This window comes from Chitinophaga varians, assembly GCF_014529945.1.
GTDB classification, from domain to species: Bacteria; Bacteroidota; Bacteroidia; order Chitinophagales; family Chitinophagaceae; genus Chitinophaga; species Chitinophaga varians.
Genome location: NZ_JACVFB010000003.1, coordinates 970,284 through 995,102, shown reverse-complemented (window position 1 = coordinate 995,102; position 24,819 = coordinate 970,284). Strand labels below are relative to the sequence as shown.

The window sequence follows — 24,819 nt, the reverse complement described above, 5'->3', positions numbered from 1 at the left end:
CCCCGGGCTAATGGCTGATAGCTTGGATATTTCGCAGGAATAAAATTTTTGTCGCTGGCTTAACACCAACGGCTAACAGCTAAAAGCTAATAACAGATGGCTATCAAAAAAGAAAATCGTCCTAAATCAAATTTTAACAGCATTACCATCAGTCTGGCTTCTCCGGATGTTATTCTGGAGCGTTCATACGGTGAGGTGCTGAAACCAGAAACCATCAACTACCGTACTTACAAGCCGGAACGTGATGGTCTGTTCTGCGAAAGAATATTCGGGCCCGTAAAGGACTACGAATGCTATTGCGGAAAATATAAGCGTATCCGTTATAAAGGTATCGTATGCGACCGCTGTGGTGTGGAAGTAACGGAGAAAAAAGTACGTCGTGAAAGAATGGGTCACATCCGTCTGGTAGTGCCTGTTGTACATATATGGTATTTCAAATCCCTCCCTAACAAGATCGGTTACCTGCTGGGAATGTCTTCCAAAAAGCTGGAAACCATCGTTTACTACGAAAGATACGTAGTCATCCAGGCGGGTGCGAAACAGGAAAAAGGCATGAACTACGGTGACCTGCTCACGGAAGAAGAATACCTCGATATCCTGGATACCCTGCCTAAAGACAATCAGCTGTTGCCGGATGAAGATCCCAACAAGTTCATTGCCAAAATGGGTGCTGAAGCGGTGGAAATGATGCTGGCCCGTATCGATCTGGACAGCCTCTCTTACCAGCTGCGTAACCAGGCCGCTACTGAAACTTCCCAGCAACGTAAAGCGGAAGCGCTGAAACGTCTGAGCGTGGTGGAAGCTTTCCGTGACGCCAACAGCCGCGTAGAAAACCGTCCTGAATGGATGGTCATGCAATATATCCCTGTAGTACCACCAGAACTGCGTCCATTAGTGCCGTTGGATGGTGGCCGTTTTGCGTCTTCCGACCTGAACGATCTGTACCGCAGGGTGATCATTCGTAACAACCGTCTGAAACGTCTGATCGAAATTAAAGCACCGGAAGTGATCCTGCGTAACGAAAAACGTATGCTGCAGGAAGCGGTGGATTCCCTGTTCGACAACTCCCGTAAATCCAATGCGGTGAAAGCGGAAGGTGGTCGTGCCCTGAAATCCCTCTCCGACGTGCTGAAAGGTAAACAAGGTCGTTTCCGTCAGAACCTCCTCGGTAAACGTGTGGACTACTCCGGTCGTTCCGTTATCGTGGTAGGCCCTGAACTGAAACTGCATGAGTGCGGTCTGCCGAAAGATATGGCTGCCGAGCTGTTCAAACCATTTATCATCCGTAAACTGATAGAAAGAGGCATCGTGAAAACCGTGAAATCAGCGAAAAAGCTGGTTGACCGGAAAGAAGCGGTGGTTTGGGATATCCTGGAAAACGTACTGAAAGGTCACCCGGTATTGTTAAACCGTGCTCCGACCCTGCACCGTCTGTCTATTCAGGCGTTCCAGCCTAAACTGGTGGAAGGTAAAGCGATCCAGTTGCACCCGCTCGTGTGTTCTGCGTTCAACGCCGACTTCGATGGTGACCAGATGGCGGTACACGTGCCTTTGAGCAACGCTGCTATTCTGGAAGCCCAACTGCTGATGCTGTCTTCTCACAACATCCTCAACCCGCAGAACGGTACGCCGATCACCCTGCCTTCTCAGGACATGGTTCTCGGTCTGTATTACATCACCAAGGGTAAGAAAACCCAGGGCGATGTGGTGGTAAGAGGTGAAGGCAAAGCATTCTACTCTGCTGAAGAGGTGATCATCGCACTGAACGAAGACAGAATTGACCTGCACGCTCACATCCGTGTAAAAACTACCGTGAGAACTGCTGAAGGCAATCTGGAAAACAAACTCATAGAAACTACCGTAGGCCGCGTACTGTTCAACCAGTTTGTACCGAAGGAAGCTGGCTATGTAAATGCCCTGCTGACGAAGAAATCACTGCGTGAAATCATCGGTGATATCATCAAATACACAGATATTCCAAAAACTGCCAAATTCCTGGACGACATCAAACAATTAGGTTTCCGCATGGCGTTCCGCGGTGGTCTGTCATTTAACATCAATGACCTGATCATTCCGGAAGTTAAGCAGGAAATGATTGATGCTGCTGCCGGTGAGGTAGACGAGGTTTGGGACAACTATAACATGGGTCTGATCACCAACAACGAACGTTACAACCAGATCATCGACATCTGGTCCCGCGTGGATACGAAGGTGACAGAAACCCTGATCCGTGAGCTGGCAACAGACAAACAGGGCTTCAACTCTGTGTACATGATGCTTGATTCCGGTGCGCGTGGTTCCAAACAGCAGATCAAACAGCTGGCAGGTATCAGGGGTCTGATGGCCAAGCCGCGTAAGAGTGGTTCTACCGGTTCTGAGATCATCGAAAACCCGGTATTGTCCAACTTTAAAGATGGTCTGAACGTATTGGAATACTTCATCTCTACCCACGGTGCCCGTAAGGGTCTTGCGGATACGGCGTTGAAAACGGCGGATGCTGGTTACCTGACCCGTCGTCTGGTAGACGTTGCGCAGGACGTGGTGATCAACGAAGAGGATTGCGGCACCCTGCGTGGTATCGCTACCGCAGCGTTGAAAGACAACGAAGAGGTGATCGAAACACTGTACGACCGTATCCTGGGCCGTACTTCCCTGCACGACGTGTTTGATCCTCACACCGAGGAGCTGCTGGTTGGTGCCGGTGAAGAAATCACCGAGGATATCGCTCATAAAATTGAATCCAGCGCGATCGAAACTGTAGAGATCCGTTCCGTACTGACTTGCGAAAGCCGTCGTGGCGTGTGCGTAAGATGTTACGGTAAGAACCTCGCTACCGGTTACACTGCACAGCGTGGTGATGCCGTAGGTATCATCGCTGCACAGTCCATCGGTGAGCCTGGTACACAGTTGACACTGCGTACGTTCCACGTGGGTGGTGTTGCTGGTTCTACTTCCGTTGAATCCGGCCTGCAGGCTAAATTTGACGGTACTATCCAGTTCGATGGCTTACGTACTACCACCTACGAAAACAACGAAGGTGAGAAAGTACAGGTGGTTATCGGCCGTACCGGTGAGTTGCGTATCATGGACGTGAAAAATGACCGTCTGCTGGTAACCAACAACATCCCTTACGGTTCTACCCTGCTGGTGAAAGACGGACAGAAAGTGGCCAAAGGTGACCAGATTTGTACCTGGGATCCGTTCAACGCCGTTATCGTGTCTGAAATACCGGGTAACATTCGTTTCGACAGCATCATTGAAGGTATTACCTTCCGTGAAGAGGCGGACGAACAAACCGGTCACCGCGAGAAAGTGGTTATCGAAACCAAAGACAAAAACAAGATCCCGTCTATTTATGTAGATGGTAATAAAGAGGTGAAATCTTACAACTTGCCGGTAGGTTCCCACATCGTGATCTCTGAAGGTGATCATGTGAGAGCTGGTCAGGTAATCGTAAAAATCCCTCGTATCATCGGTAAACTGCGAGACATCACCGGTGGTCTGCCACGTGTAACAGAGCTGTTTGAAGCACGTAACCCGAGCAACCCTGCCATCGTTTCTGAAATCGACGGTGTGGTAGCCTTTGGTAACATCAAACGTGGTAACCGTGAGATCATCATCGAAAGCCGTGAAGGTCAGATCAAGAAATACCTGGTGCCTTTGACCCGTCACATCCTGGTACAGGACGGTGACTTCGTGAAGGCTGGTACTTCCCTGTCTGATGGTTCTACTACTCCTGCAGACATCCTGGCTATTAAAGGTCCGTTTGCCGTACAGGAATACCTGGTAAATGAAATCCAGGAAGTATACCGTTTACAGGGTGTAAAGATCAACGACAAACACATCGAGGTGATTGTTCGTCAGATGATGCGCAAAGTAAACATCGAAGATCCTGGAGATACCCGCTTCCTCGAAGGCGATACCGAAGACAGGTTCGACTTCTTCGAAGAGAACGATATGATCTTTGATAAGAAAGTAGTAACCGAAGCGGGTGAATCTGCTGTACTGAAAGCTGGTCAGATTGTGACCCTGCGTCAGGTACGTGAAGAAAACTCCCTGCTGCGCCGCGCCGATAAGAAACTGGTAGAATTCCGTGATGCACAACCGGCTACATCCAGCCCGCTGCTCCAGGGTATTACCAAAGCGTCTCTCGGTACACGTAGCTGGATTTCCGCTGCGTCCTTCCAGGAAACCACGAAAGTACTGTCTCAGGCAGCTATCAACGGTAAGATCGACGATATGACCGGTCTGAAGGAAAATATCGTTACCGGTCACCTGATCCCTGCTGGTACAGGTCTGCGTGAATTTGAAAATATGATCGTAGGTTCTAAAGAAGAATACGACATCCTGGCATCTTCCAAAGAAGTGTTCCAGTTTGACGAAGAAGAATAAATTGTTCCGGAGCTAAAGCCCCGGGCAACGAAATAAAAGAGGAAGCCCTCATTGATGAAAATCGATGAGGGCTTCTTCTTTTTTAGTACTTTACATCCGGTTTTAAAACGATCCGGAAATTCATGAAAAAACTGCTTATTGTAGTATTGGGATGGCTGATAGTTATGACGGCCTGTAAGAAGAATAGTGATTCTGCCATTCCTGTAACCTCTTCCAGCTTTATGTTTTTTAACGGTATCCCGGACAAAGTATATGACATCTGGCTGGATACCACACAAGTAGCAACACAAGTGGCTTTCGGAAAAAACTCGACTTACCGTTCCATGAGGGCGCAATTGTATACCATGTACCTGGTAGACGCGAGTGATCCGGGTAAAACTAAACAGCTTATCGGGCAAATCAATCTGCGTAATAAACGTTTTTTCTCCGCTTATATCGGCTATGACTCTGCCAACAAGCTAAATATATTCCGTACCCTGGAAGATGACCTGACACCTCCGGCACCACAGGATATGAAATTCCGGGTCGTAAGTCTCAGCTATGCTTTCAGACCTAACGGCCAGGCAGTAGCGATGGACTTGTTTTCACAGGATAACAGGATCTTCAGAGGGATTGGATTTACACAATTCACTCCCTATATCACGTTGCCGGGAGATAGTGTCTATCATTTTAATTTCCGTCGTACCGATGACAGTACCATTATTCCCAGCAGGTTTGACTTTCCGTCAAAGCCGGGGAAGATCTATACCATGGTGACTGTAGGGAATGCGCTGGATGCAGCTACATTTAAAACTTTCACGATCACCCACAATTAACACAAAGTGGGTTGTAACGCACTGGGCTGTAGCAAAAAGCTTCGTTAAAAATGAGAATCCGGATTTGAAAATCCGGTAAAAGCTTTATTTTAGCCCTTCAATTTTAAAACCTTAAAAGGAGTTAAATCTACCTATCAACATGCGCACTTGTAAACAATTCGTGTCAAAAGGATTATTAGCGGCATTAGCAGCCGGTTTATTTATGGCCTGCAACGGCAACAAGGCTGGCAACAATGCGCCTGCGAGCACTCCCGCAGCGGGTACGAACGCTCCGGCAGCGGGTTTCAAAATTGCTTACGTAGACCTGGACTCTCTGGAAGCGCATTTTGAATATTTTAAACAAAAGAAATCCGAACTGGAGCAAAAGCAACAGGGGATGGACAATCAGCTGAAAGCTAAAGCCAGGGCTTTACAGGCTGAATATCAGGACCTGCAGCGTAAAGCATCCACGCTCACACAGGAGCAGGGTGAATCCGCGCAACGTTCCCTGATGGCTAAACAACAACAACTGGAGCAGGAAGCACAGAATATGCGTGCAGAATATGCCCAGAACGAAACTAAATTCAACGAAGAGCTGCAGAAGAGACTGGACGATTTTCTGAAATCCTTTAATTCCGACAAACGCTATTCTTACATCTTCTCTTACCGTACCGGCCAGAGCAATATTCTGTATGCTGATCCGGCTTTCGACGTAACTGCTGATGTGATCAAAGGCATGAACGAAAAAGGCGCTGAAGCACCTGCTGCCAAATAAAGAAAATAACAGGCAAACATTGAAAAATTTGTCTACCTTATAGTCCCGGTTCCCAAAAGAGCCGGGATTTTTTAATTTCTACCGTTATATGGACATCAACCAAAACAATTCATTTAAGCCTACCCTTGGCTTATTAGACGCCACCATGATTGTAGCCGGTTCCATGATAGGTTCCGGTATTTTTATTGTCACTGCAGAAATAGCCCGCAGCGTGGGCGGTGCCGGATGGGTGACCGCCATGTGGGTATTGGCAGGTGTGGTGACACTCATTGCTGCGCTCAGCTATGGCGAATTATCCGGCATGTTTCCCAAAGCAGGCGGACAGTACGTGTATCTGCGTGAAGCCTACAATCCTTTTATCGCCTTTTTATTTGGCTGGACCCAGTTCGGCGTTATTCAGACGGGCACCATCGCCGCTGTGGCAGTGGCTTTCGCCAAATTTACCGCTTACCTGATCCCGGGATTTAGTGAGAAGAACATTCTCCTGTCGTTCAACATGGAGCTAAAGCCGGTGTTCCAGATATCCGCAGCGCAGCTGGTGGCGATCGTTTCCATCATCCTGCTCACGTATATCAATACACGCGGCGTAAAACACGGTAAAGTAATACAGACGGTGTTTACCATGGCCAAACTGTTATCCCTGTTCGGTTTGATCGTTTTCGGCCTGTTGCTCGGCGCTAAAGCAGAGATCTGGAATGCTAACTGGCAGGACCCGTGGAATCACTTCTCCATGGAAGCAGTAAACGGGGAGACCATCATTAAATCCTTGTCGGGGCTGGCTTTCTTTGGCGCTATCGCCGTATCCATGAAAGGTTCTCTGTTCTCCAGCGATGCGTGGAATAACGTGACCTTCATTGCAGCGGAAATTAAGAATCCGGCCAAGAATATTGGTCGTTCGTTGTTTCTGGGCACCCTGATCGTGACGATTATTTATGTGAGCTGCAACCTGATGTACCTGGCGGTACTGCCTTTGCATGATATCGCTTTCGCTGCCAATGACAGGGTGGGCGTAGCCGCTGCGGAGAAGATCTTTGGTGGCATCGGTTCCGGTATTATCGCAGTGATGATCATGATATCCACCTTTGGCTGTAATAATGGGCTGATCCTGTCCGGCGCCCGTATTTATTATACCATGGCGCAGGATGGATTGTTTTTCCGCAAAGCCGGTGAGCTGAACAAAAATGCTGTGCCTGCACGTGGACTGTGGATTCAATGCTTCTGGGCATCCCTGCTGTGCCTTACCGGTCGCTACAACGACCTGCTGGCATTGGTGATATTTGGAGTGTTGATCTTTTATGTGTTGACCATTCTGGGCATTTTTATCCTGAGAAAGAAGCGTCCTGATCTGGAAAGACCTTATAAAGCAATCGGGTATCCGGTGCTACCGATGATATATGTGGTAGTGGCGCTTTCATTGGCTGCACTGCTGCTGATTTTCGAAACCAACTATACTTTACCTGGTTTGGGGATCATTTTATTGGGTATTCCTTTGTATTTTCTGGCGATGCGGAGCAAGGGAAAAGCGATCTCTAGCTAAAAAGGACAACAAAAAGGCAAATTTAACACGAACGTTGTATAAGATTTCGGGGTCACTGCGGTTTTATTAGCAGTGGCCCCTCTTAATTTGCACTAAGACAAATGAACGGACTTGTGCGGTTGAAACCCTACTGGATTGAAGAAAACCCTATAGCAAGAAAAGCTAGAAAAAAAATGGCAATGCCACATCACAACGGAGTAAACGCTGCATGCAGCATCAGTTTTTATTGAACTATGGAATGTATGCCCTGGAGTATTTGTTAGATAGTTGTATGTTATTTTATGGACCCTCAAATGTTATAAGCCATCGGAGTATTATATATATTTCTACATCTAAAGAAATTACCAGAAAAATATTTATTGCCAACAATGGTGTTCTATGGACATCATTCTCATAGAGTATGAAAAATATCAGGCGATAGAAAGGTATCTCAACCCCAAGATAACCATTAAAAGCCTACACGATTTGCATTCTCGAACATTCACATGACAATCTTTTACAACAAGCGTATGGTCTCTACCATGCGCTTCTTTTTTATTTGGGTATTGGATTATTTTATTATTTAGATATTGAACCGGGCGAGGGCTGTTTAAAATATTCAAATGATTAAATAATCAAATAATCAAATGATGGTTATTTTTGCAGCATGTTTACAACCACCTCCAATAGTATATTTGACCGGAGCATACAGGATTATCACCGGTACAATGATGTGCATCAGGCCATCAGCAATCCCTATGAAAAGAGCAGTATCGAGCATCTGCTGTATATGAAAAACTGGATCGACACTGTACAATGGCATCTGGAAGATATTATCCGTGATCCGCAGATAAACCCGGTAGAGGCGCTGGATATCAAGCGGTGGATCGACCGTTCCAATCAGGAGCGTACTGACGTGGTGGAGTATATAGATAGTTATTTCCTGGAGCAGTACAAAGACATCAAACCTGCCGCAGATGCGGAAATCAATACAGAAAGTCCGGCATGGGCGATAGACCGCTTGTCTATCCTGGCGCTGAAGATATACCACATGCAGGAAGAGGCTACCCGTGCGGATGCTACGCCAGCGCACCGCGAGGCTTGTCAGCGTAAGCTTAACATCCTGCTGGAGCAGCGCACTGATCTGAGCACTGCGATAGAAACGTTGCTGGCAGACATTGCAGCGGGCAGAAAGTACATGAAAGTGTACAAGCAGATGAAGATGTATAACGATCCTTCACTGAACCCTGTATTATACAAGGGTGAAAAATAACCGGCTTCCTTGGCAATTACTACCACTATACTGGTCACCCGTTTGTCCGCCCTCGGAGACGTAGCGATGACCGTGCCGGTCATGAAACAGGTACTGGACGAAAATCCGGAGGTCCGGATCATTTTCGTGACCAATAAAAACTGGGGCGCCCTGTGTGCCGGCATACCACGGCTGGTATTTTTCCCGGCCGATGTAAAAGGCGAACATAAAGGCGTGCCCGGATTATATCGTCTGTTCCGCAGTATCAGCCGTCAATACCGGATTGATGCCGTAGCGGACCTGCACAATGTGCTGCGGTCTAAGATCGTGCGTACCTTTTTCCGGCTGGCAGGTAAACCGGTTGCTGCGATAGACAAAGGGCGTGCAGGCAAAAAGGCCCTTACCCGCAAGGAAGACAAGGTTTTGCAGCCGCAAACCAGCACCATCGAGCGTTACGCGATGGTTTTCCGGCAGCTGGGGTTGCGCTGTACCATGGGCACACAACCCGTTTTTGCGCCACGACCGCTTCCGGAGCGGGTATTGGCAGTTACGGGCGCTAAAAACACGCAGCCATGGGTGGGACTGGCTCCTTTTGCCACTTACCGGGAGAAAATGTATCCGCTGGCTAAATTGGAAATGGCGCTGGCAGCGCTCATAAAAGACGGCACGTACCGGGTGTTGCTATTTGGCGGCGGTAAAGCCGAGGTAGCGCAGCTAAATGAGCTGGCGGCACGTTATCCACAGGCTGTATCCGTAGCCGGCCGTTTTACGCTGGAAGAGGAACTGGCGCTTATCAGCCAGCTGGATGTGATGATCAGCATGGATTCTGCCAATATGCACCTGGCCTCCTTGTATGGGGTGCCAGTGGTGTCTGTATGGGGCGCCACCCATCCATATGCCGGTTTTATGGGCTATGGACAGTCGGAACAGTATGCCGTACAGATCACTGATCTGACCTGCCGGCCCTGTTCAGTTTTTGGCAACAAACCCTGCTTCAGAGGCGACCATGCCTGTATGGAATGGATCAAACCGGAACAAATAACGGAAAAAGTAATAAGTATTATCCGTTAAGACGCTTTGTCAAAGCGGGTTTTGAAGGATATTTGAAAAATATTGCAAGTTTTTTTTGCAGAAATAAAAAAAGTTATACTTTTGCCATCCCAAACAACAAGGTGATTGCCCAATAGTATAATGGTAGTACGACAGATTTTGGTTCTGTTTGTCTTGGTTCGAATCCAGGTTGGGCAACGAAAAACGACAAAGCCGCTCATTGAGCGGCTTTGTCGTTTTATATATTTTAGACCATAATTTCTTCTATTGAGGTTGCCTGTTCGCTTTTTCAATCTGCCTATCACCCCACTGTCTGAGATAATCAATGAAAGGAATTAATTCTTCGCCTGTTTCAGTCAGGGAATATTCTACTTTGGGCGGTACTTCGTGATAGACTTTTCTATTGATTAAATTATCAGTTTCCAGCTCCCGCAATGTCTGTGTCAGCATCTTGGTGGTAACATCAGAGAGGATGCGTTTGAGGGCGCCGTAGCGCAGTGTCTTATGCTCCTGCAAATACCAAAGTATCCTTCCCTTATATTTTCCCCCTATTCGCCTGAAAGCGTAATCGACCGAACAGGTAGGCTGACAAATTTCCAATTTATTTTCCATCTAACTAATTCATTATCAATAATACATTCTTTTCGGTAACTAAGATACAAAAAAGTACATACTTGCCTTCAGGGTGTTAATCATATAATATTGCCTTCAATATTTAAATCGATTTAATCATGGAATTGAAACTAAAGGAGAAGGTAATTATTGTTACAGGAGGTTCAAAGGGAATTGGCGCTGGTATCGCAAAAGAACTGGCGGCGGCAGGAGCTAAGGTGGTCGTTAATTATGTATCCGGTGAAACGGATGCTAATGCCGTGGTCAATTTTATCCGGTCGAATGGGGGCGTGGCTGTTGCCATTCAGGGCGATGTGTCCAAACAAAAGGATGTTCAGCAATTGTTCAGACAAACCATCAATGAATTCGGAAAAATAGATGGCGTAGTGAATAACGCGGGAGTGTATGTGTTTAACAGCATAGAGCATATCACGGAGGAGGAGTTTCATCAGCAATTCGATATCAACGTTCTTGGAACAATACTGACTGTTCAGGAATCGCTGAAATATTTTAAGGATGGTGGTCATATCATCAACATCGGTTCTATGGGAACAAGGAATGTTGATGCTGGTACTGCCGTTTATACAGCCACAAAAGGAGCTGTAGATATGCTGACCAGTGTGTTCGCAAAGGAATTAGGAAGCAGAAACATCAGGGTGAATTCCATCATTCCTGGCCTGACAGAAACGGAAGGAGCGCACAAAATCGGCATATTCAAGAGTGGCCTTAGTCAAAAGATCATAGATAATACTTCCCTGGGCCGATTGGGACAGCCGGCAGATATCGGGAAAGTAGCTGCTTTTTTGTTTTCTGATGATGCCTATTGGATTACGGGAGAAAGAATTTCCGTTTCAGGGGGATATCTCATGTAATGTTGAAGAGAGCCGGTCGTCAGGACGCAGTTGAGAAAATTGCCTAGTTTTACATCTTCAAAAACGAGGATGCATGAATTTCTACACACGCAAATGGGTAAAACCAGAAGATCTCAATGCGCATGGTACTTTGTTTGGCGGCAGTTTGCTGCGGTGGATCGATGAAGAGGCGGCCATTTATTCCATTATTCAGTTAGGTACGAACCGTTGTGTGACCAAGTACATGTCGGAAATCAATTTTATCAATTCTGCCCGACAGGGCGACATTGTGGAATTAGGTATTAAGGCAGTGCATTTTGGACGGACATCGCTGACGCTGACCTGTGAGGTGCGGAATAAGATCACCCAGAAGAGCATCCTGACCATTGACAAGATCGTGTTTGTGAGTGTGGATGAGAAAGGCCAACCGACGCCACATGGCAGAACGAAGATCACTTACACTGATGAACGCTTACGGGAAGACGAAGTATAAAGCGCAGGATATTACCATCAACTAAAAATGCAGCAGCGGGGGACCACTGCTGCATTATCTTTTTTATTCCGTTAAAAAAGAGTGGGTAAAACTACAACGGATCAGGCCGGTTAATTATTCGCTCGTGGAGTTCAGCGTCAGGCAGGCGGTTTTTCAATCCAATATCCTTTCATGATCACTGTAGATGAACTCTGTGAAGCAAAAGTACTTACCTGTAGCGGATCTTCAGCATTTGTAGCATCTACATGCTTACTACAATCTGTTTTTTTACCCATCTACAAAACCTCTACAAGTTGTATTTTTGCCGCATGAACCATATCCTAAAAATGCGGGTAGTAATAGTGTTTGTAACCCTGTTCACCCTACTGACGGCCAGTAGTTTTGCCCAGACCGTCCAGGATTCCCTGAAACGGGTATTACAACAACCGGGGCTAACACCAGAGGAACAAGTGATGACCCGCATCAGGATGGGACGGGCGTTGGTAGATGGCAGCAGGAAAGATGCCATTGCCAGCACGCAGACAGCCCTGCAGATGAGCCGTACGCTTAAAGACCGTAAATATGAAGCATTGGCGCATTCCGCGCTGGTATCATTGGAATATACCGCTGAAGACACTGCACTGGCGTCACATCACCTGGACAGCGCTTTTCTGTTTGCCCGGGAATCGGGCGATCAGCTGACACTGGCCAGCGTATGGTACCGCAAAGGATGGCTTGAAAATCGTACCGGCAAGCCGCATGAAGCCGTGAAAAGCTTTCAGGAATCGCTGAAGTTGGGCAAAGGCCTGCCCGGCAACATCTACGAAACCAATGTATATTATAATCTGGCCTCCATTTATGCTGACTGGAACGATACGGAGACGCAGTACCGTTATGCAAAAGCCTGTCTGGCTTCTGCCCTGTCCCGCTCGGACCCTGATGATATCTGTAATGGTTATCAGGCCATGGCCACCAGTTTTGAATACCAGTTTAACGGAGACAACTCCAAACGGGAACTGCTGGATTCTGCGCTTTACTACAACCGTAAAGCCATTGCCATTTATGAAGGCAATGCGCCCCGTATCAGTTTTCACAGCATGATCGCCCTGCTGGCACTGAATACCGCCAACCTGTACGATCAATATTTTCCCCGTACATACCGGGACAGTGCGCAGCACTACCTGGATATCGCCCTGAAGATTGGTAAGGAAACCGATCAACAGGAGGTGGTGGCCAGTTGTTATGGCATGATGAGCACTTTTGCCATGAATGATGGCAACTACAACCGGGCATCTGACCTGTTACTGGCAGGGCTGATCGCACTGAAAACCTATCCGGCTCCGGATAACCGGCTGATGGCCCATCTGATGGAAGCCTTGTCTGACGTGGCGGAGAAGAAAGGTGATCTCCCCAAAGCCCTGGAATATGCCCGGGAATACAGTAAATATTACGCCAAAGCCTATGATGTGGACCGTATGGCTATTGCCAAAAAGCTGGAAGCCCAGTACCAGGCACGCCAACGGGAACAGGAGCTGGTAACGCTTCAGGAAAAAGCCGCGTTTAACCGCAAGCTCAATATCGTATATATAGGATTGATCGTTGCCTGCCTGGTGGCATTGGTGTACCTGTTCCGGTCCTACCATTTCCGGTTACAGAACACTATTCAGCAACAGAAGTTGCTGGAGAAGGAAAAGCAGGACGGCGAATTACAGATACGCCTGAAAGAAGAAGAAGCCCTGCGTCTGCAGCTGGAAAAACAGGAAGCAGAATTGCAGGTCCGCTTACAAACGGAGGAAGCGGCACGTTTGCAGGCGGAACAACAGCTGATACAAACCCAGAAGGAGCAGTTACAGAAAGACCTGCTGGCGGGTACATTACAGGTGGAGCAGAAAAATGAGTTGCTGGAATCGTTGCAGGAAAAGCTTCGGGAGAAAGCCGTACAGCCCGACCTGGCCAAACAGATCACCCGGATGATTGAGACGCATAAACGAATGGACAAAAACTTTGAGACTACACGGACAGAGTTTGAAAACATTCATCCGGAATTTTTCCGGAAGCTGCAGGAAAAAGCCGGTAACAGTCTTACCAAACTGGACCTGAAGCACTGTTCCTATATTTCGATTGGACTGTCCACCAAAGAAATCGCTTCCCACCTTGGCGTGGCGCCGAAGAGCATTCTGATGTCGCGGTACCGCATCAAACAAAAGCTGGGACTGGGTAAAGAGGAAGGACTGGATGCCTATCTGATGGCCTGGAGAGAAAATAACCCGCTGAGCGAAGACGCAGCGGGTTAAAGAAATTGGGGCCGGATGAAGTGGGGTAGGATGAACCGGGGTTTGGATGAAAATGGGGAATGGATGAACCGGGGTTAGGATGAAAATGGGGAATGGATGAAACGGGGTTTGGATGAACCTGGGGTTTGGATGAAAGTTGGGGTTATGGATGAAATGTTCGGGCAAGTCTATTGTTGCAGGAAAACAAATCGGTTTTCAAAAAACTTTCCGATTACCGGTACCGGCTTTTGAACACCACTGTTGGCATTGATAATCCCAAATACCATAAATACCAGCGGCAGCAGGCCCAGTACGGAGAAAACCGCAGACAGCGCGGGGATAATACTTAACAGAACGCCTGCCACTACAGACCATAACAGGCCTGCTACAGCCAGGCCGAGTGCCTGTTCCAGATGGTAGTTAACAAAAGTGTCTTTGCTCTCCTTATTTTTTACATATGCGATAATCCATCCGATGATCGTAATGTAAGCGACGATAGCCCATTGTTTTGTCTTCATAGTTGCGCTGTTGATTTTTAAAAAATGATAAAAGGATAAAATGGAAACAGCACAAAGGTAGGCGGGTGTAAAATCGTTCCTGCATTTGTAGATACTACAGTGGGTCTACAGGCCGTACGAGAGGGTATCTACAAAAGATCTACAGCCTTTGTAATTTATTTATAATCAATTTGTTATATTGTTTGTTTTGAAGGGTGTTACCTCATGCTGCTGGTCGATAGCAATGATCTTCCTGTCTTCTTTTGTCCATGAACTTACAATTTTGTTAGTTCCACACAATTGGTTGTAGCTACCGTTGTGGAGGTATTTACTATCTAATTTCGCTGGAAAAAGAAGCATATTCCATGAAGAAATTAGCATATATCGGTTGTCTGGGCGTAGTAGGCATTATCACAACAGAATTTGGCATTATCGGAATATTGCCGCAGGTGGCCGCTCACTATCAAATTAGTATTGACAAGGCGGGTGTGTTACTGAGTGCTTTTGCGTTGGTCATTGCATTGACCGGCCCGGTGATGACGCTGCTGACGTCGGGGTTTGACCGGAAAAAGGTGATGTTATGGTCGATGGGGTTGTTTATCCTCTCTACCCTGGGATCGGCGATGGCGCCTCCGTTCTGGTTACTGTTGGTGTTAAGGATGTTGCCGGCGTTTTTGCAGCCGGTATATATTTCTACCGCTATCGCTGCGGCTGTATCGGCGGCGCCGCCGAAGGAGGCCCCTCGTATGATGTCTGTTGTGATGGGAGGTATCAGTATTGCCACCGTAACGACGGTGCCGCTGTCGACCTGGCTGGCTGGGCATATTACCTGGCAGAGCGCATTTATGATGCAGACGGCAGTGAGTATAATAGCCAGTTTGAGTATATGGTTGTTGCTGCCGCCGATGCCGGTGACGGAGACAAAATCTTATGGTGACCAGCTGAGGATCCTAAAGCGGGGAGATTTCCTGCTTACTTCCTTTATCAATTTTATGATGATTGCCGCCTGGTTCAGCACTTATAGTTATTTCGCCGATTACCTTGGTCAGGAGAAACAGATGAGTGAGACGATGATCAGCAGTATGATGTTACTGTTCGGTATTACCGGGGTGGTGGGTAACTGGCTGGCGGGGAAGGTGATCGGTAGCCATATGGTGGCGGTGACGCTGTTGTTGCTCAGCGGCACGATCGTGATTCCGTTTGCGCTGGCATGGTGTGGATATGAGGGGGTGCCGGTGATGGGCGTTATTGCGCTGTGGGGACTGTGGTATGCCCCCTCCATTCTGGCCGGGGCGGTGAATATGATCTCTGCCGCGCCGGATGCGCTGGAATTTGCCAACAGTCTGGCGGTATCTTTTGGGAACCTGGGTGTATCGGTAGGGACTGCCGTGAGCGGCATGGTGATAGCGACACATAGTGTGGCTTACGCGCCATGGGTAGGGATGGCTTTTGGTGTGGTGGCCATTATAGCAGTATTGCTGCGGGCCTTTCTCCGTGCGCGGGCATCGGCGCCGGTATGCGTGGCACAATGATTGTGCCCACGCCGGTATGAAAAAATCCATTCTTTCCACATTAGTGCGGGCCGTTGGCCTGGGTATGGTATCTGGTATGCGCAGCACCATGGGGCCTGCGTTTGCAAGCCAGTATGCCAACCGTTACCCGTCGCGGCAGCTGAAAGGTAGTCCGCTGGGATTTATGCAGCGGGAAAATGTGATGCGTGGCCTGCAGACCATGGCTGCCGGTGAGATGGTGGTCGACAAAGTGCCCGGCATAAAAGACCGCATCATCCCGGGTGCGCTTGCCGGGCGGGCGGCAGCCGGCGGACTGGCGGGAGCTACCCTGTACCAGGCCAGCGGCGACAAAGCATGGCGTGGTGCGTTGGTAGGGGCCGTGGCGGCGGTAGCAGCATCTTACGCTTTTTTTTACCTGCGCAAATATGCCGGTAAAAAATACAAGGTGAAAGATGGCTTCGCCGGTGGTATGGAAGATCTGCTGGCAGTAGGTATTGGCGCCGGTTCCACCTCCGGGAAATAAAATCGTATAGTCGTTGAAGTTATAGTGCCCCGGTGCCCGCCGGGGCTATTGTACTGTGTTTTGCACACGAATACAGGAACCGGCCCTGCTACCTCCGAGGGTAGCAGGGCTTTTTGATTTTAATTTATATATTTGAAGCATTCCTTTCGAATATTAATTTGAACCAACTGGACCAATCGGAAAATCACTCCTGGGAGCAATTGCAACGCGATCCGGCCGCTTTTGAACGATTTTTTAAAAGTACGGCGGCGGGTTTGTGTACCTATGCCCTGCGTATTGTAAAGGACAAGCAGGCCGCAGAAGATATTGTGCAGGATTTTTTTTCGCGCTTATGGCAAAAGCGCAGCCAGATCAGCATACAGGTCCCTCCCCAACGTTATGCCTACCGCGCTGTACACAATGCCTGTCTGAATTATTTAAGAGATAACCCTGCCATTTCAAGTGAGGTACTGCCGGAAAATATGCCGGCGGAAGAAGATGCCCTGGAGCAGGAGTTGCAGTTACAACATCGGGTACAGCAGCTGGAACGGGTGATTGCCGCATTGCCGCAACAATGCAGGGTAGTATTTGAGAAAGTATGTCTCGAGCAGAAAAAATATAAGGTAGTGGCGGAGGAACTGGGTATCTCTGTATTTACCGTGAGAAATCAGGTGGCGAAGGCCTATGATATATTGAGGAATAATATTCTTCTGGAGCTGATTTGTTTGCTGGTGCTGGATTTGCTGAGGAGATAAAAAATATTTTCAAAAAATCCCTTACCGGCGTAGTACATTTTCAAACTATTCGTGTCATCATAACAACGGCCCTTCATCCATGGAACAGGCAGACATGCACATATTATCCGCAATACTGAGCGGGGAACTTCAACCGGAAGATCCTGTTGTACAGTCGTGGTTGCAGGAAGACCCTGCAAGGGCTGTGCTGCTGGAGGAACCCGGGCAGCTGCGCCGGGTAGTGGAGGAGTGGCGTCTGCAACAGTCTTTTGATACGCATGGAATGTGGGCGCGTATAACACAGGACACTGCACCAGCTATAGTGCGGCATCGTCCCATCCGAACGCTCTGGCGCGCAGCTGCCGCTGTTTTGTTACTGGTTGCCGGCGCTTACTGGCTGATGCAGCGGACCGGACAAAACTCACCGGCAGCGGATACGCTGGCCGCGGCGCAGCAAAAGCCTGCCGGCAATTTCGCCATATTACAGGCAGGAGGCAAAGAAGTAACGTTGCATGGAAAAGACAGCAGTTTTATGCTGGGAGGCAACCGGGTGGATGTACAAAATGGCCATATGCAGGTAGCTGCAGAAAAGCCGGAACAATATACCCTGCGTACGCCACGGGGCGCCAACTATCAGGTGCAATTGCCCGACGGCTCCAAAGCCTGGCTGAACGCCCAGTCCAGCATTTCCTATCCTTCCGTTTTTACAGGTGTTGAGCGTGCGGTGACGGTAACAGGAGAAGTGTATTTTGAAGTGGCAGCCAAAGCGGAACAACCATTTGTGGTACATACAGGCACACAGGATATAACGGTACTCGGAACGGCTTTTTGTGTCCGCCGGTATGAAGGGGAACAACAGGGGCTTACTACGTTGGTCAGCGGAAAAGTAAAGGTACAGACGGCAGGAAAAGATCAGGTGTTGCAACCAGGGCAACAGGCTGTTGTGTCCGGCAACCAGCTACAGGTAATACAGGTAGACACTGAAGAGTTTACTTCGTGGAAAGATGGCTGGATACGTTTTCATAATAAACCGCTTACAGCCATCCTACAAACCATTTCAAGATGGTATGATATTGATATAAAGGCAGACGAACAACAACTGGCAGGACAGTATTTTACTTGTTATATTAATAAAGAACAGGGACTGGGAGAATGTATCCAGTCATTGAATAACAGCACCAACCAATTTTCGTTTTTGTTACAGGGACCAACCATAACAGTGACAAAAAAATAGTCTGCGGGTATTAGCACTCAGCCGATTTTTTATTAACCAAAATTAATAGTGATGAAACTAAAGGGGATACCTATGCCTTTTCGCAAAGGCTGGTCACTGCGTTTTCATGCCGTATTGCTTTGTTCCTGCCTGACTGTCTTCGAAGGAACAATGACTGTCAGCGCCCAGTCGCACAAAGCCACCATTACTTTGTCTATGAAAGACAGGAGTGTAAAAGCTGTTTTGAAAGAGATCCAACAGAAAACCTCCTATGAATTTTTTTACAGTGATACAGAAGTAGACCTGAACCGGCATATTTCTGTCGACCTGCAACAGGTATCCTTGCAGGAAGCCTTGCAGACCGTGTTGGGAAAACAATACAGCTGGCGTATTCAGGGGAAAAATGTGTACATCACCACGCTGCAGCCAGCAAAAGGCGGTCACCAGGGCACTACGTCCGAACAACCGGCAGATCATCCGTTGGTGAGTGGCACTGTTACCACCATTTCCGGTACACCGCTAACGGGTGTGACTATACGGGTAAAAGGTACGCCCAATGGCGCCGTAACAGACGGCAACGGCCATTTTCAATTGTATGCCGGCAAAGGTCAGCAGCTGGACTTTTCTTTCATCGGTTATGATAGCCGGAAGATAAAAACGGATACGGTAAGCGGGCCGTTATATGTAGCGTTGTCTGAAACGCCGCGTGCGCTGAACCAGGTGGTGGTAACCGGTTACAGCAACAAACGTATGGGAGAGCTCACCGGCGCAGTATCGCAGGTGACCGCAGAAGAACTGCAAACCACTACCACACAATCCATCTTCGATAATTTACAGGGAAAAGTGGCTGGCATGAACGTGTCGCTCAGTGGCGGCAATACCGGTTCCAATACTTCTTCTACCATCGTTATTCGCGGTAAAGGATCGATGGGACGTAATGCCACACAACCGTTGGTCGTGATTGACGGTATCATTCAGGATTACAGCACAGACACTGATCCACTCAGCAATATTTCTCCCACAGACGTAGCCTCTGTTACCGTATTGAAAGACGCTGCTTCAGCCGCCCTGTATGGTTCAAGGGCTGCCAACGGCGTACTGGTGATCACTACCAAACGTGGCGGCGCCGGTGGCGGCACAAAGATAGGCGCCAGCGTTACCTATGGCGCCAATAAAGCATCGCTCGGAAAATTCCGGGTGATGAACAGCCGGGAACGTTTCGATTTGCAGCAGCAGATTTACCGGAACCAGTATCTGGATGCCAACCCCGGCGCCAGTGAAACTGCAGTAAATGATTATGTACATACGATGGTGCCGGACAGCGTACTGAAATACAACACCAGCTGGAACGATCTGTTTCTGCGGACAGGCCAGACGCAGGATTACAATGTGTGGATTTCCGGTGGTGACCAGCGTGTGAAATATTATGCTTCCGGAGATTATTTTAATGAGATCGCACCGCTGATAACAGACAGCTACCGGAAATACAATTTCCGCTTTAACGTGGACTTTCAGGCTACAGAACGACTATCGCTGTCTTCCAACGCCAGCATTTCCAATTCCAGTATGAAGTCTGGTGGTTTTTACAACCCCTATAGCGATGCATTTAGCATCATGCCATGGGACACCCCTTTTTATAGTGATGGTACGTCCAAAATCGGCGGTCCGGATGAAAAAGGCTGGTACAGTGGCGCCAACTTCAATCCTATGTATGGCAAGGGTTTAAGTGACGCCACCAATAAAATGACCATCGGCGCTTTTGATCTGACGCTGCGTTACAAGCTGACCGACTGGCTTACGTTTAATTCGCGGAACCGTTACAGCTTCATCAACAGGGACGTAGAGCGTTATGTGAATCCTGCTGATCCGACCAGTTTTTACGCCACCCGCGGCGGGCTATATGCACTGTCTCCCGGCAATATCAATAATATTATCACCACGGAGATGTTGCAGGTGGATAAATCTTTCAACAGGCATCGTATTACCGGATTGGCGGCATTTGAATTTAATCAGGTGACAGCAAAAAATACCGCTGTTTCCGTGTATGGCCTGAAGCCCGGTATCCGTGCTATTAACGCAGGGGACCCCAAGACGCTCACTTTCAGAAATGAAATCACCGAAACTGCTTATCTGTCCCTCTTCTCAGAACTGAACTATAGCTATGATGGAAAATATTTTGCTACGGCCAGTTTCAGAAGGGACGGCTCTTCCAAGTTCGGGCAAAACAATAAGTATGGTAACTTCTATGCTTTCAGTGGCGCGTGGCAGTTGAGCAAAGAGAATTTCCTCCGTAATGCTAAAAATATCGATCTGCTTAAACTCCGTTTCAGCTACGGCGTTTCTGGTAATGACCTGCCGCTGGGGCCTTACCAGTATCTCTCCCTGTACAGCTATTCTCCCACTGATGAGTTGTATGACCGTCAGAGCACTACCAAACAAAGCGCACAGGGAAATCCCAACCTGCACTGGGAAATGCAATATACCACCAACATCGGTATTGATGCCGGTTTCCGGGACAGGGTATCCGTTTCCGTGGAGCTGTACAACAAATTGAATAAAGGGTTGCTGTTGCGCGTTACCCCGCCGGCAACCAGTGGCGGTAACACCTATTATCAGAACATGGGCCGCATCCGCAACCAGGGCATAGAAGCGACCATAAATACCCGGCAGTTGAAGCATACCGCCGTGAAATGGTCTACAGACCTCACTTTTGCCTATAATAACAACAAGGTGCTGGAGCTGCAGCCAGGCGCCAACCTGCTGTATAATGGTCAATATAGTGGTAACGCACAGGTGGTAGGCAGCCCGATGGGAAGCTACTATATGCCTGTGTTTACCGGTGTGGACCCTCAGACAGGCGAGTCCCGCTTTGAAGTACTGGAAAAAGATGCCAGCGGCAACCTGACGGGAAAAGTAAACTACACCAATAATCCCGGAGAGGCCACACTACAGGTACTGGGCAATAGCAACCCTAAATACATTGGCGGTATGTCGAACAACCTCAGTTATAAAAACTTTTCCCTCAGTGTGATGCTTAGTTATTTCGGCGGCCTGAAGATGCTGAACCGTACCCGTGCCGATCTGGACCTGGATGGTGCTGATGTACAGGCAAACAATGCCGCTCCTGCATCCGGGCAGGTAAGATGGCAACATCCCGGTGATATCGCTGATCTGCCGAAAGCAGGTAATAAGGTGGACTACTATTTCCCTACTTCAAGATATGTGGAAGATGCCAGTTTCCTGCGGTTGAAGAACGTACGGTTGGGTTATGCTTTCTCCGAGAAGGTGGTGAGGAAGCTGCATGTGTCTAAAATGAATGTTTTTGTTTCCGGAGATAATCTGGCCACCTGGACGAAGTTTACCGGTATGGACCCGGAAAACAATTTCGGAGAAGAAAATGCGGGCAAGGTGCCTTTTACCAAAAGGTTTCTTGCCGGTATACAGGTAACATTTTAATCTAACATCCTAAAAACAAATGGCTATGAATATAAAACGGTTGAGCATCATCGGTATTATTTCGTTTATGCTGATCTGTTCCTGCAAAAGTGCCCTGGACCTCAAGCCGAAGACAGACCTCGATGCAGAGACAGCATTGAATGGTTATGAAAACCTGAAATCAGCCTTGAGTGGTGTGTATTCGCTGGTGAATAATTACAAGTACCTGACGCCTTACATGAACCTGGTAGAGCTGAGCACTGATAATGTGGAGGTGATGAAGGCGGGCAACAATGCTACCACTGCGGGTATTGAATGTTATTCTTTTAAACGTACCGCTTCGATGATGGATATTCAGGCGTGGCAAAATGCCTATAAAGCCATTTATCACGCCAATATGGTGATCAATGCTATTGCCGACGACGCGGCGCCCCGGCTGTTGCAGTTAAAAGGAGAAGCCCTTTTTCTGCGTGCGTTGCTGCATATGCAGCTGGTACAGGCATTTGGCAGGCCATATGTACAAAATGCAGGCGCTAATCCGGGTGTGCCCTATGTGGTTTCCACCGATCCTGCCTTACTGCCTTTCAGAAATACCGTCAAAGAAGTGTATGCGCTTGCAGCAGCTGACTATGAAAAAGCCGCCGGTATGCTATCTGAAACGAAGTCGAACGCCTATGCCGGCAAAGCCGCGTGTTGGGCTGCCCTGGCTGATCTGTACCTGAATGCAGGAGATAATGCCAAAGCAATCACTTATGCGGAGAAAGTCATCAACAGTAATCAATATTCACTGGTGACGGGCAACACTTATCTCACTTATTTCAATACAGACCACAGCGACGCAACGGACAAAGAAACCATTTTCACTATTAAAAGTGTAGATGGCCAGGGAAAAGGATTCTATGGCCTGGGTTATAGTTATACACAGACAAAGTATGCGGCGGTTGCAGCTCCGTTGTTGAGTTTACTGACCGAGACCACCGGCGATGTGCGGCTGGGATTTTATAGTAAGTTATCCACCGCCAGCGGTGACAGGTATTTCACCACCAAATTTGTGCAGAACGGTAATACGGCTGTTAGTTCGCCGGTAGTTTTCCGTTTGGCCGATATGTACCTGATACGTGCAGAAGCCAATGCTACCAATAATCCACAGGCAGCACTGGACGATGTGAACCTGTTGCGTAAGCGTGCAGGCATTACCGGTAGTGGCCTGTATCAGCTGTCTGATCTCCATGGGCGGCCCAGTGCCTTGCAAGTGGTCCTGGATGAAGCGAGAGTAGAGTTGGCCTTTGAGAACGGTCGTCGCAGGGCAGCATTGCTGCGTAATGGTTTGCCGGTTGTCCGTGATTATGCCGGCAGTACTGTACCCGGTAGTCATATCAACCTTCCCGCCTCAGACAACAGTATGATTTATCCGCTGCCAGCCACAGAGGTGACTGTCAATCCTAATCTTACACAAAATCCATTTTAATCCGTCATATGAAAAAGATCACCACCACCATCATCGGGTGTATGGCGCTTACCGCCTTCGCTTATGCTCAGGAGAAAAAACCTTTTGTGCTCAACGGGAAAGTTACCGACCAACCTAATGGTAAACTTTACCTGATGTACGAAGATGTTACCGGTAACAGAAATTTTGATTCCGTGGTACTAAAAAACGGGCGCTTCACCGTAAGAGGGGAGATCGTTGGCCCTGCTGTTACTTATATCCGCAGTGGCAGGGGAGACGATAGTCCGGCGCTGGTAGTGCTGATGCCTGGTTCGCAGCAGTTCACCGCTGCGGAAAATAAGCTAAGCCTCGGCAGAATGAGCGGTAACAACGCCAATGCCGGTGTATGGGAATTACAACAGGAGAAAGCGCTCATTCAGCAAAAACATCAGTCCAGGCTGGATTCTCTGCGGAATGAAAAAAATCATGACGCCGCCGCCGCTATCCGCGAAAGACTGGCCCCTTTCTTTGAGGAAAATGATCAGGCCGACTATCACTACTTCCGCAAGTATCCTACCTCCGCACTGACGGCCTATATGCTGCGCTATCACGTGGCAGACCTTCCTCTCGATACGCTGCAGCAATACTACGATAAACTGGGCGCAGCTACTCAACATTCCGGTTTTGCCAAATACATCGCTGATGAGCTCAACAGCCTTCGTCATGGTTCACCCGGAGCCGTGGCAGCCGATTTTACCGCCAAAGATATACAAGGCAATAGTCTGTCGCTGAGCCAGTACAAAGGAAGATATGTGCTGCTCGATTTCTGGGCCAGCTGGTGTGTACCGTGTCGCAAAGGCAATCCGCATCTTAAGGAATTGTATGCCCGTTATCAATCCAAGGGCTGGGAGATCATCGGTATCTCTGATGACGACAGAAATGAAAAGGCCTGGAAAACGGCCGTGGCCAAAGATGATCTGCCATGGAAACATGTGCTGAGAGGGCTTGATATGTCGAGACTCGAAGATAATCCGAACGATATTTCACTCAAATATGGTATTCATTCTTTGCCTACAAAAATCCTGATTGACCCGAAAGGCGTGATCATCGGGCGTTACGGGAGTGAAGGTGATGAGCTGGACAAGAAACTGAAAGCGATATACGGAGAATAAGCAAAAACCAATCATCCTGCAAAGGCTGAGCGGCTGGGCCGTTCAGCCTTTTTTTAAAGAAATTTTTTATGATAGTTGTTTTTTATAAAAAAAATTCTACTTTTGCGACCCATTGGTGATTGCCCAATAGTATAATGGTAGTACGACAGATTTTGGTTCTGTTTGTCTTGGTTCGAATCCAGGTTGGGCAACAAGAAAGAGAGTAACTACTCCCATTGAAAACTCTCAAAAATCTCAGGACCGCTACAGTGATGTAGCGGTTTTTTGTTTCCCGTTATCGCTGCCTGCCATCAAAACAAATTGTCCATAAACGAACAAGGATGCATTAAAAGCGGACAAAGG

At 48.1% G+C, this 24,819-nt stretch carries 18 protein-coding genes and 2 tRNA genes; 18 read left to right on the top strand and 2 right to left on the bottom strand.

Annotation, left to right across the window (positions count from 1 at the left end; translation table 11 throughout):
- The first annotated feature begins 96 nt into the window (after positions 1–96).
- The 7 genes from rpoC to ICL55_RS18360 all read left to right on the top strand — a co-directional run bounded on the left by rpoC (position 97) and on the right by ICL55_RS18360 (position 9,977).
- A complete protein-coding gene (gene rpoC, locus ICL55_RS18390) occupies positions 97–4,392 on the top strand; it encodes a DNA-directed RNA polymerase subunit beta' (RefSeq protein ID WP_188099910.1) in 4,296 nt (1,431 codons plus the stop codon).
- Positions 4,393–4,514: 122 nt separating this feature from the next.
- Positions 4,515–5,207, top strand: a complete 693-nt coding sequence (locus ICL55_RS18385) for a DUF4397 domain-containing protein (protein ID WP_188099908.1) — start codon at positions 4,515–4,517, stop codon at positions 5,205–5,207.
- A 139-nt stretch (positions 5,208–5,346) separates the two neighbouring features.
- Positions 5,347–5,961 (top strand): OmpH/Skp family outer membrane protein, encoded by a 615-nt coding sequence (locus ICL55_RS18380; protein WP_188099906.1) that lies wholly within the window; start codon positions 5,347–5,349, stop codon positions 5,959–5,961.
- An 88-nt stretch (positions 5,962–6,049) separates the two neighbouring features.
- The gene (locus ICL55_RS18375; RefSeq protein ID WP_188099904.1) at positions 6,050–7,498 is read left to right on the top strand and encodes an APC family permease; all 1,449 of its coding nucleotides are present in this window, start codon (positions 6,050–6,052) and stop codon (positions 7,496–7,498) included.
- A 646-nt stretch (positions 7,499–8,144) separates the two neighbouring features.
- Positions 8,145–8,750 carry a DUF4254 domain-containing protein gene (locus ICL55_RS18370; protein WP_188099902.1) on the top strand — a complete coding sequence of 202 codons (606 nt, stop codon included), beginning with the start codon at positions 8,145–8,147 and terminating at the stop codon, positions 8,748–8,750.
- A gap of 9 nt (positions 8,751–8,759) precedes the next feature.
- Positions 8,760–9,800: a glycosyltransferase family 9 protein gene (locus tag ICL55_RS18365; RefSeq protein ID WP_223151497.1), complete on the top strand. Its 1,041-nt coding sequence runs from the start codon at positions 8,760–8,762 to the stop codon at positions 9,798–9,800.
- 106 nt (positions 9,801–9,906) lie between these two features.
- A tRNA-Gln gene (locus ICL55_RS18360) sits at positions 9,907–9,977 on the top strand.
- A 66-nt stretch (positions 9,978–10,043) separates the two neighbouring features.
- On the opposite strand, the gene ICL55_RS18355 is transcribed toward ICL55_RS18360, so the two are convergent.
- Positions 10,044–10,391, bottom strand: coding sequence for a winged helix-turn-helix transcriptional regulator (locus tag ICL55_RS18355; RefSeq protein WP_188099900.1), 348 nt, complete (start codon positions 10,389–10,391; stop codon positions 10,044–10,046).
- 119 nt (positions 10,392–10,510) lie between these two features.
- Here ICL55_RS18355 and ICL55_RS18350 point away from each other — a divergent pair, with 119 nt between their 5' ends.
- The 3 genes from ICL55_RS18350 (at position 10,511) to ICL55_RS18340 (ending at position 14,008) form a co-directional block, all read left to right on the top strand.
- The gene (locus ICL55_RS18350) at positions 10,511–11,263 is read left to right on the top strand and encodes an SDR family NAD(P)-dependent oxidoreductase (RefSeq protein ID WP_188099898.1); all 753 of its coding nucleotides are present in this window, start codon (positions 10,511–10,513) and stop codon (positions 11,261–11,263) included.
- A 73-nt stretch (positions 11,264–11,336) separates the two neighbouring features.
- Positions 11,337–11,735 (top strand): acyl-CoA thioesterase, encoded by a 399-nt coding sequence (locus ICL55_RS18345; RefSeq protein WP_188099896.1) that lies wholly within the window; start codon positions 11,337–11,339, stop codon positions 11,733–11,735.
- Between the two features lie 308 nt (positions 11,736–12,043).
- Positions 12,044–14,008 (top strand): helix-turn-helix transcriptional regulator, encoded by a 1,965-nt coding sequence (locus ICL55_RS18340; RefSeq protein WP_188099894.1) that lies wholly within the window; start codon positions 12,044–12,046, stop codon positions 14,006–14,008.
- Between the two features lie 167 nt (positions 14,009–14,175).
- Here ICL55_RS18340 and ICL55_RS18335 read toward each other — a convergent pair whose 3' ends face one another.
- Entirely contained in the window at positions 14,176–14,505 is a 330-nt protein-coding gene (locus ICL55_RS18335) for a magnetosome magnetite crystal formation protein family (protein ID WP_246496426.1), read from the bottom strand.
- 344 nt (positions 14,506–14,849) lie between these two features.
- Here ICL55_RS18335 and ICL55_RS18330 point away from each other — a divergent pair, with 344 nt between their 5' ends.
- From ICL55_RS18330 to ICL55_RS18295, 8 genes are all read left to right on the top strand, one after another.
- The gene (locus tag ICL55_RS18330) at positions 14,850–16,016 is read left to right on the top strand and encodes an MFS transporter (protein WP_188099891.1); all 1,167 of its coding nucleotides are present in this window, start codon (positions 14,850–14,852) and stop codon (positions 16,014–16,016) included.
- A 16-nt stretch (positions 16,017–16,032) separates the two neighbouring features.
- Positions 16,033–16,518: a DUF4126 family protein gene (locus tag ICL55_RS18325; RefSeq protein ID WP_188099889.1), complete on the top strand. Its 486-nt coding sequence runs from the start codon at positions 16,033–16,035 to the stop codon at positions 16,516–16,518.
- A 158-nt stretch (positions 16,519–16,676) separates the two neighbouring features.
- Positions 16,677–17,252, top strand: coding sequence for an RNA polymerase sigma-70 factor (locus tag ICL55_RS18320; protein ID WP_188099887.1), 576 nt, complete (start codon positions 16,677–16,679; stop codon positions 17,250–17,252).
- Positions 17,253–17,346: 94 nt separating this feature from the next.
- On the top strand, positions 17,347–18,465 hold the full coding sequence (locus tag ICL55_RS18315; protein ID WP_188099885.1) for a FecR family protein: 1,119 nt from the start codon (positions 17,347–17,349) through the stop codon (positions 18,463–18,465).
- Between the two features lie 72 nt (positions 18,466–18,537).
- Positions 18,538–21,900, top strand: a complete 3,363-nt coding sequence (locus ICL55_RS18310; RefSeq protein ID WP_188099883.1) for a SusC/RagA family TonB-linked outer membrane protein — start codon at positions 18,538–18,540, stop codon at positions 21,898–21,900.
- Positions 21,901–21,925: 25 nt separating this feature from the next.
- A complete protein-coding gene (locus ICL55_RS18305) occupies positions 21,926–23,347 on the top strand; it encodes a RagB/SusD family nutrient uptake outer membrane protein (RefSeq protein WP_188099881.1) in 1,422 nt (473 codons plus the stop codon).
- 8 nt (positions 23,348–23,355) lie between these two features.
- Complete coding sequence (locus tag ICL55_RS18300; protein WP_188099879.1) at positions 23,356–24,477, top strand: TlpA disulfide reductase family protein; 1,122 nt, start codon at positions 23,356–23,358, stop codon at positions 24,475–24,477.
- A 120-nt stretch (positions 24,478–24,597) separates the two neighbouring features.
- A tRNA-Gln gene (locus ICL55_RS18295) sits at positions 24,598–24,668 on the top strand.
- Positions 24,669–24,819: the final 151 nt, after the last annotated feature.

Coding starts and splice junctions, on each gene's coding strand:
- ICL55_RS18345 (WP_188099896.1), top strand. CDS start 11,337: ATGAATTTCTACACACGCAAATGGGTAAAACCAGAAGATCTCAATGCG.
- ICL55_RS18375 (WP_188099904.1), top strand. CDS start 6,050: ATGGACATCAACCAAAACAATTCATTTAAGCCTACCCTTGGCTTATTA.
- rpoC (WP_188099910.1), top strand. CDS start 97: ATGGCTATCAAAAAAGAAAATCGTCCTAAATCAAATTTTAACAGCATT.
- ICL55_RS18380 (WP_188099906.1), top strand. CDS start 5,347: ATGCGCACTTGTAAACAATTCGTGTCAAAAGGATTATTAGCGGCATTA.
- ICL55_RS18325 (WP_188099889.1), top strand. CDS start 16,033: ATGAAAAAATCCATTCTTTCCACATTAGTGCGGGCCGTTGGCCTGGGT.
- ICL55_RS18330 (WP_188099891.1), top strand. CDS start 14,850: ATGAAGAAATTAGCATATATCGGTTGTCTGGGCGTAGTAGGCATTATC.
- ICL55_RS18315 (WP_188099885.1), top strand. CDS start 17,347: ATGCACATATTATCCGCAATACTGAGCGGGGAACTTCAACCGGAAGAT.
- ICL55_RS18300 (WP_188099879.1), top strand. CDS start 23,356: ATGAAAAAGATCACCACCACCATCATCGGGTGTATGGCGCTTACCGCC.
- ICL55_RS18385 (WP_188099908.1), top strand. CDS start 4,515: ATGAAAAAACTGCTTATTGTAGTATTGGGATGGCTGATAGTTATGACG.
- ICL55_RS18340 (WP_188099894.1), top strand. CDS start 12,044: ATGAACCATATCCTAAAAATGCGGGTAGTAATAGTGTTTGTAACCCTG.
- ICL55_RS18310 (WP_188099883.1), top strand. CDS start 18,538: ATGCCTTTTCGCAAAGGCTGGTCACTGCGTTTTCATGCCGTATTGCTT.
- ICL55_RS18370 (WP_188099902.1), top strand. CDS start 8,145: ATGTTTACAACCACCTCCAATAGTATATTTGACCGGAGCATACAGGAT.
- ICL55_RS18305 (WP_188099881.1), top strand. CDS start 21,926: ATGAATATAAAACGGTTGAGCATCATCGGTATTATTTCGTTTATGCTG.
- ICL55_RS18355 (WP_188099900.1), bottom strand. CDS start 10,391: ATGGAAAATAAATTGGAAATTTGTCAGCCTACCTGTTCGGTCGATTAC.
- ICL55_RS18350 (WP_188099898.1), top strand. CDS start 10,511: ATGGAATTGAAACTAAAGGAGAAGGTAATTATTGTTACAGGAGGTTCA.
- ICL55_RS18335 (WP_246496426.1), bottom strand. CDS start 14,505: ATGAAGACAAAACAATGGGCTATCGTCGCTTACATTACGATCATCGGA.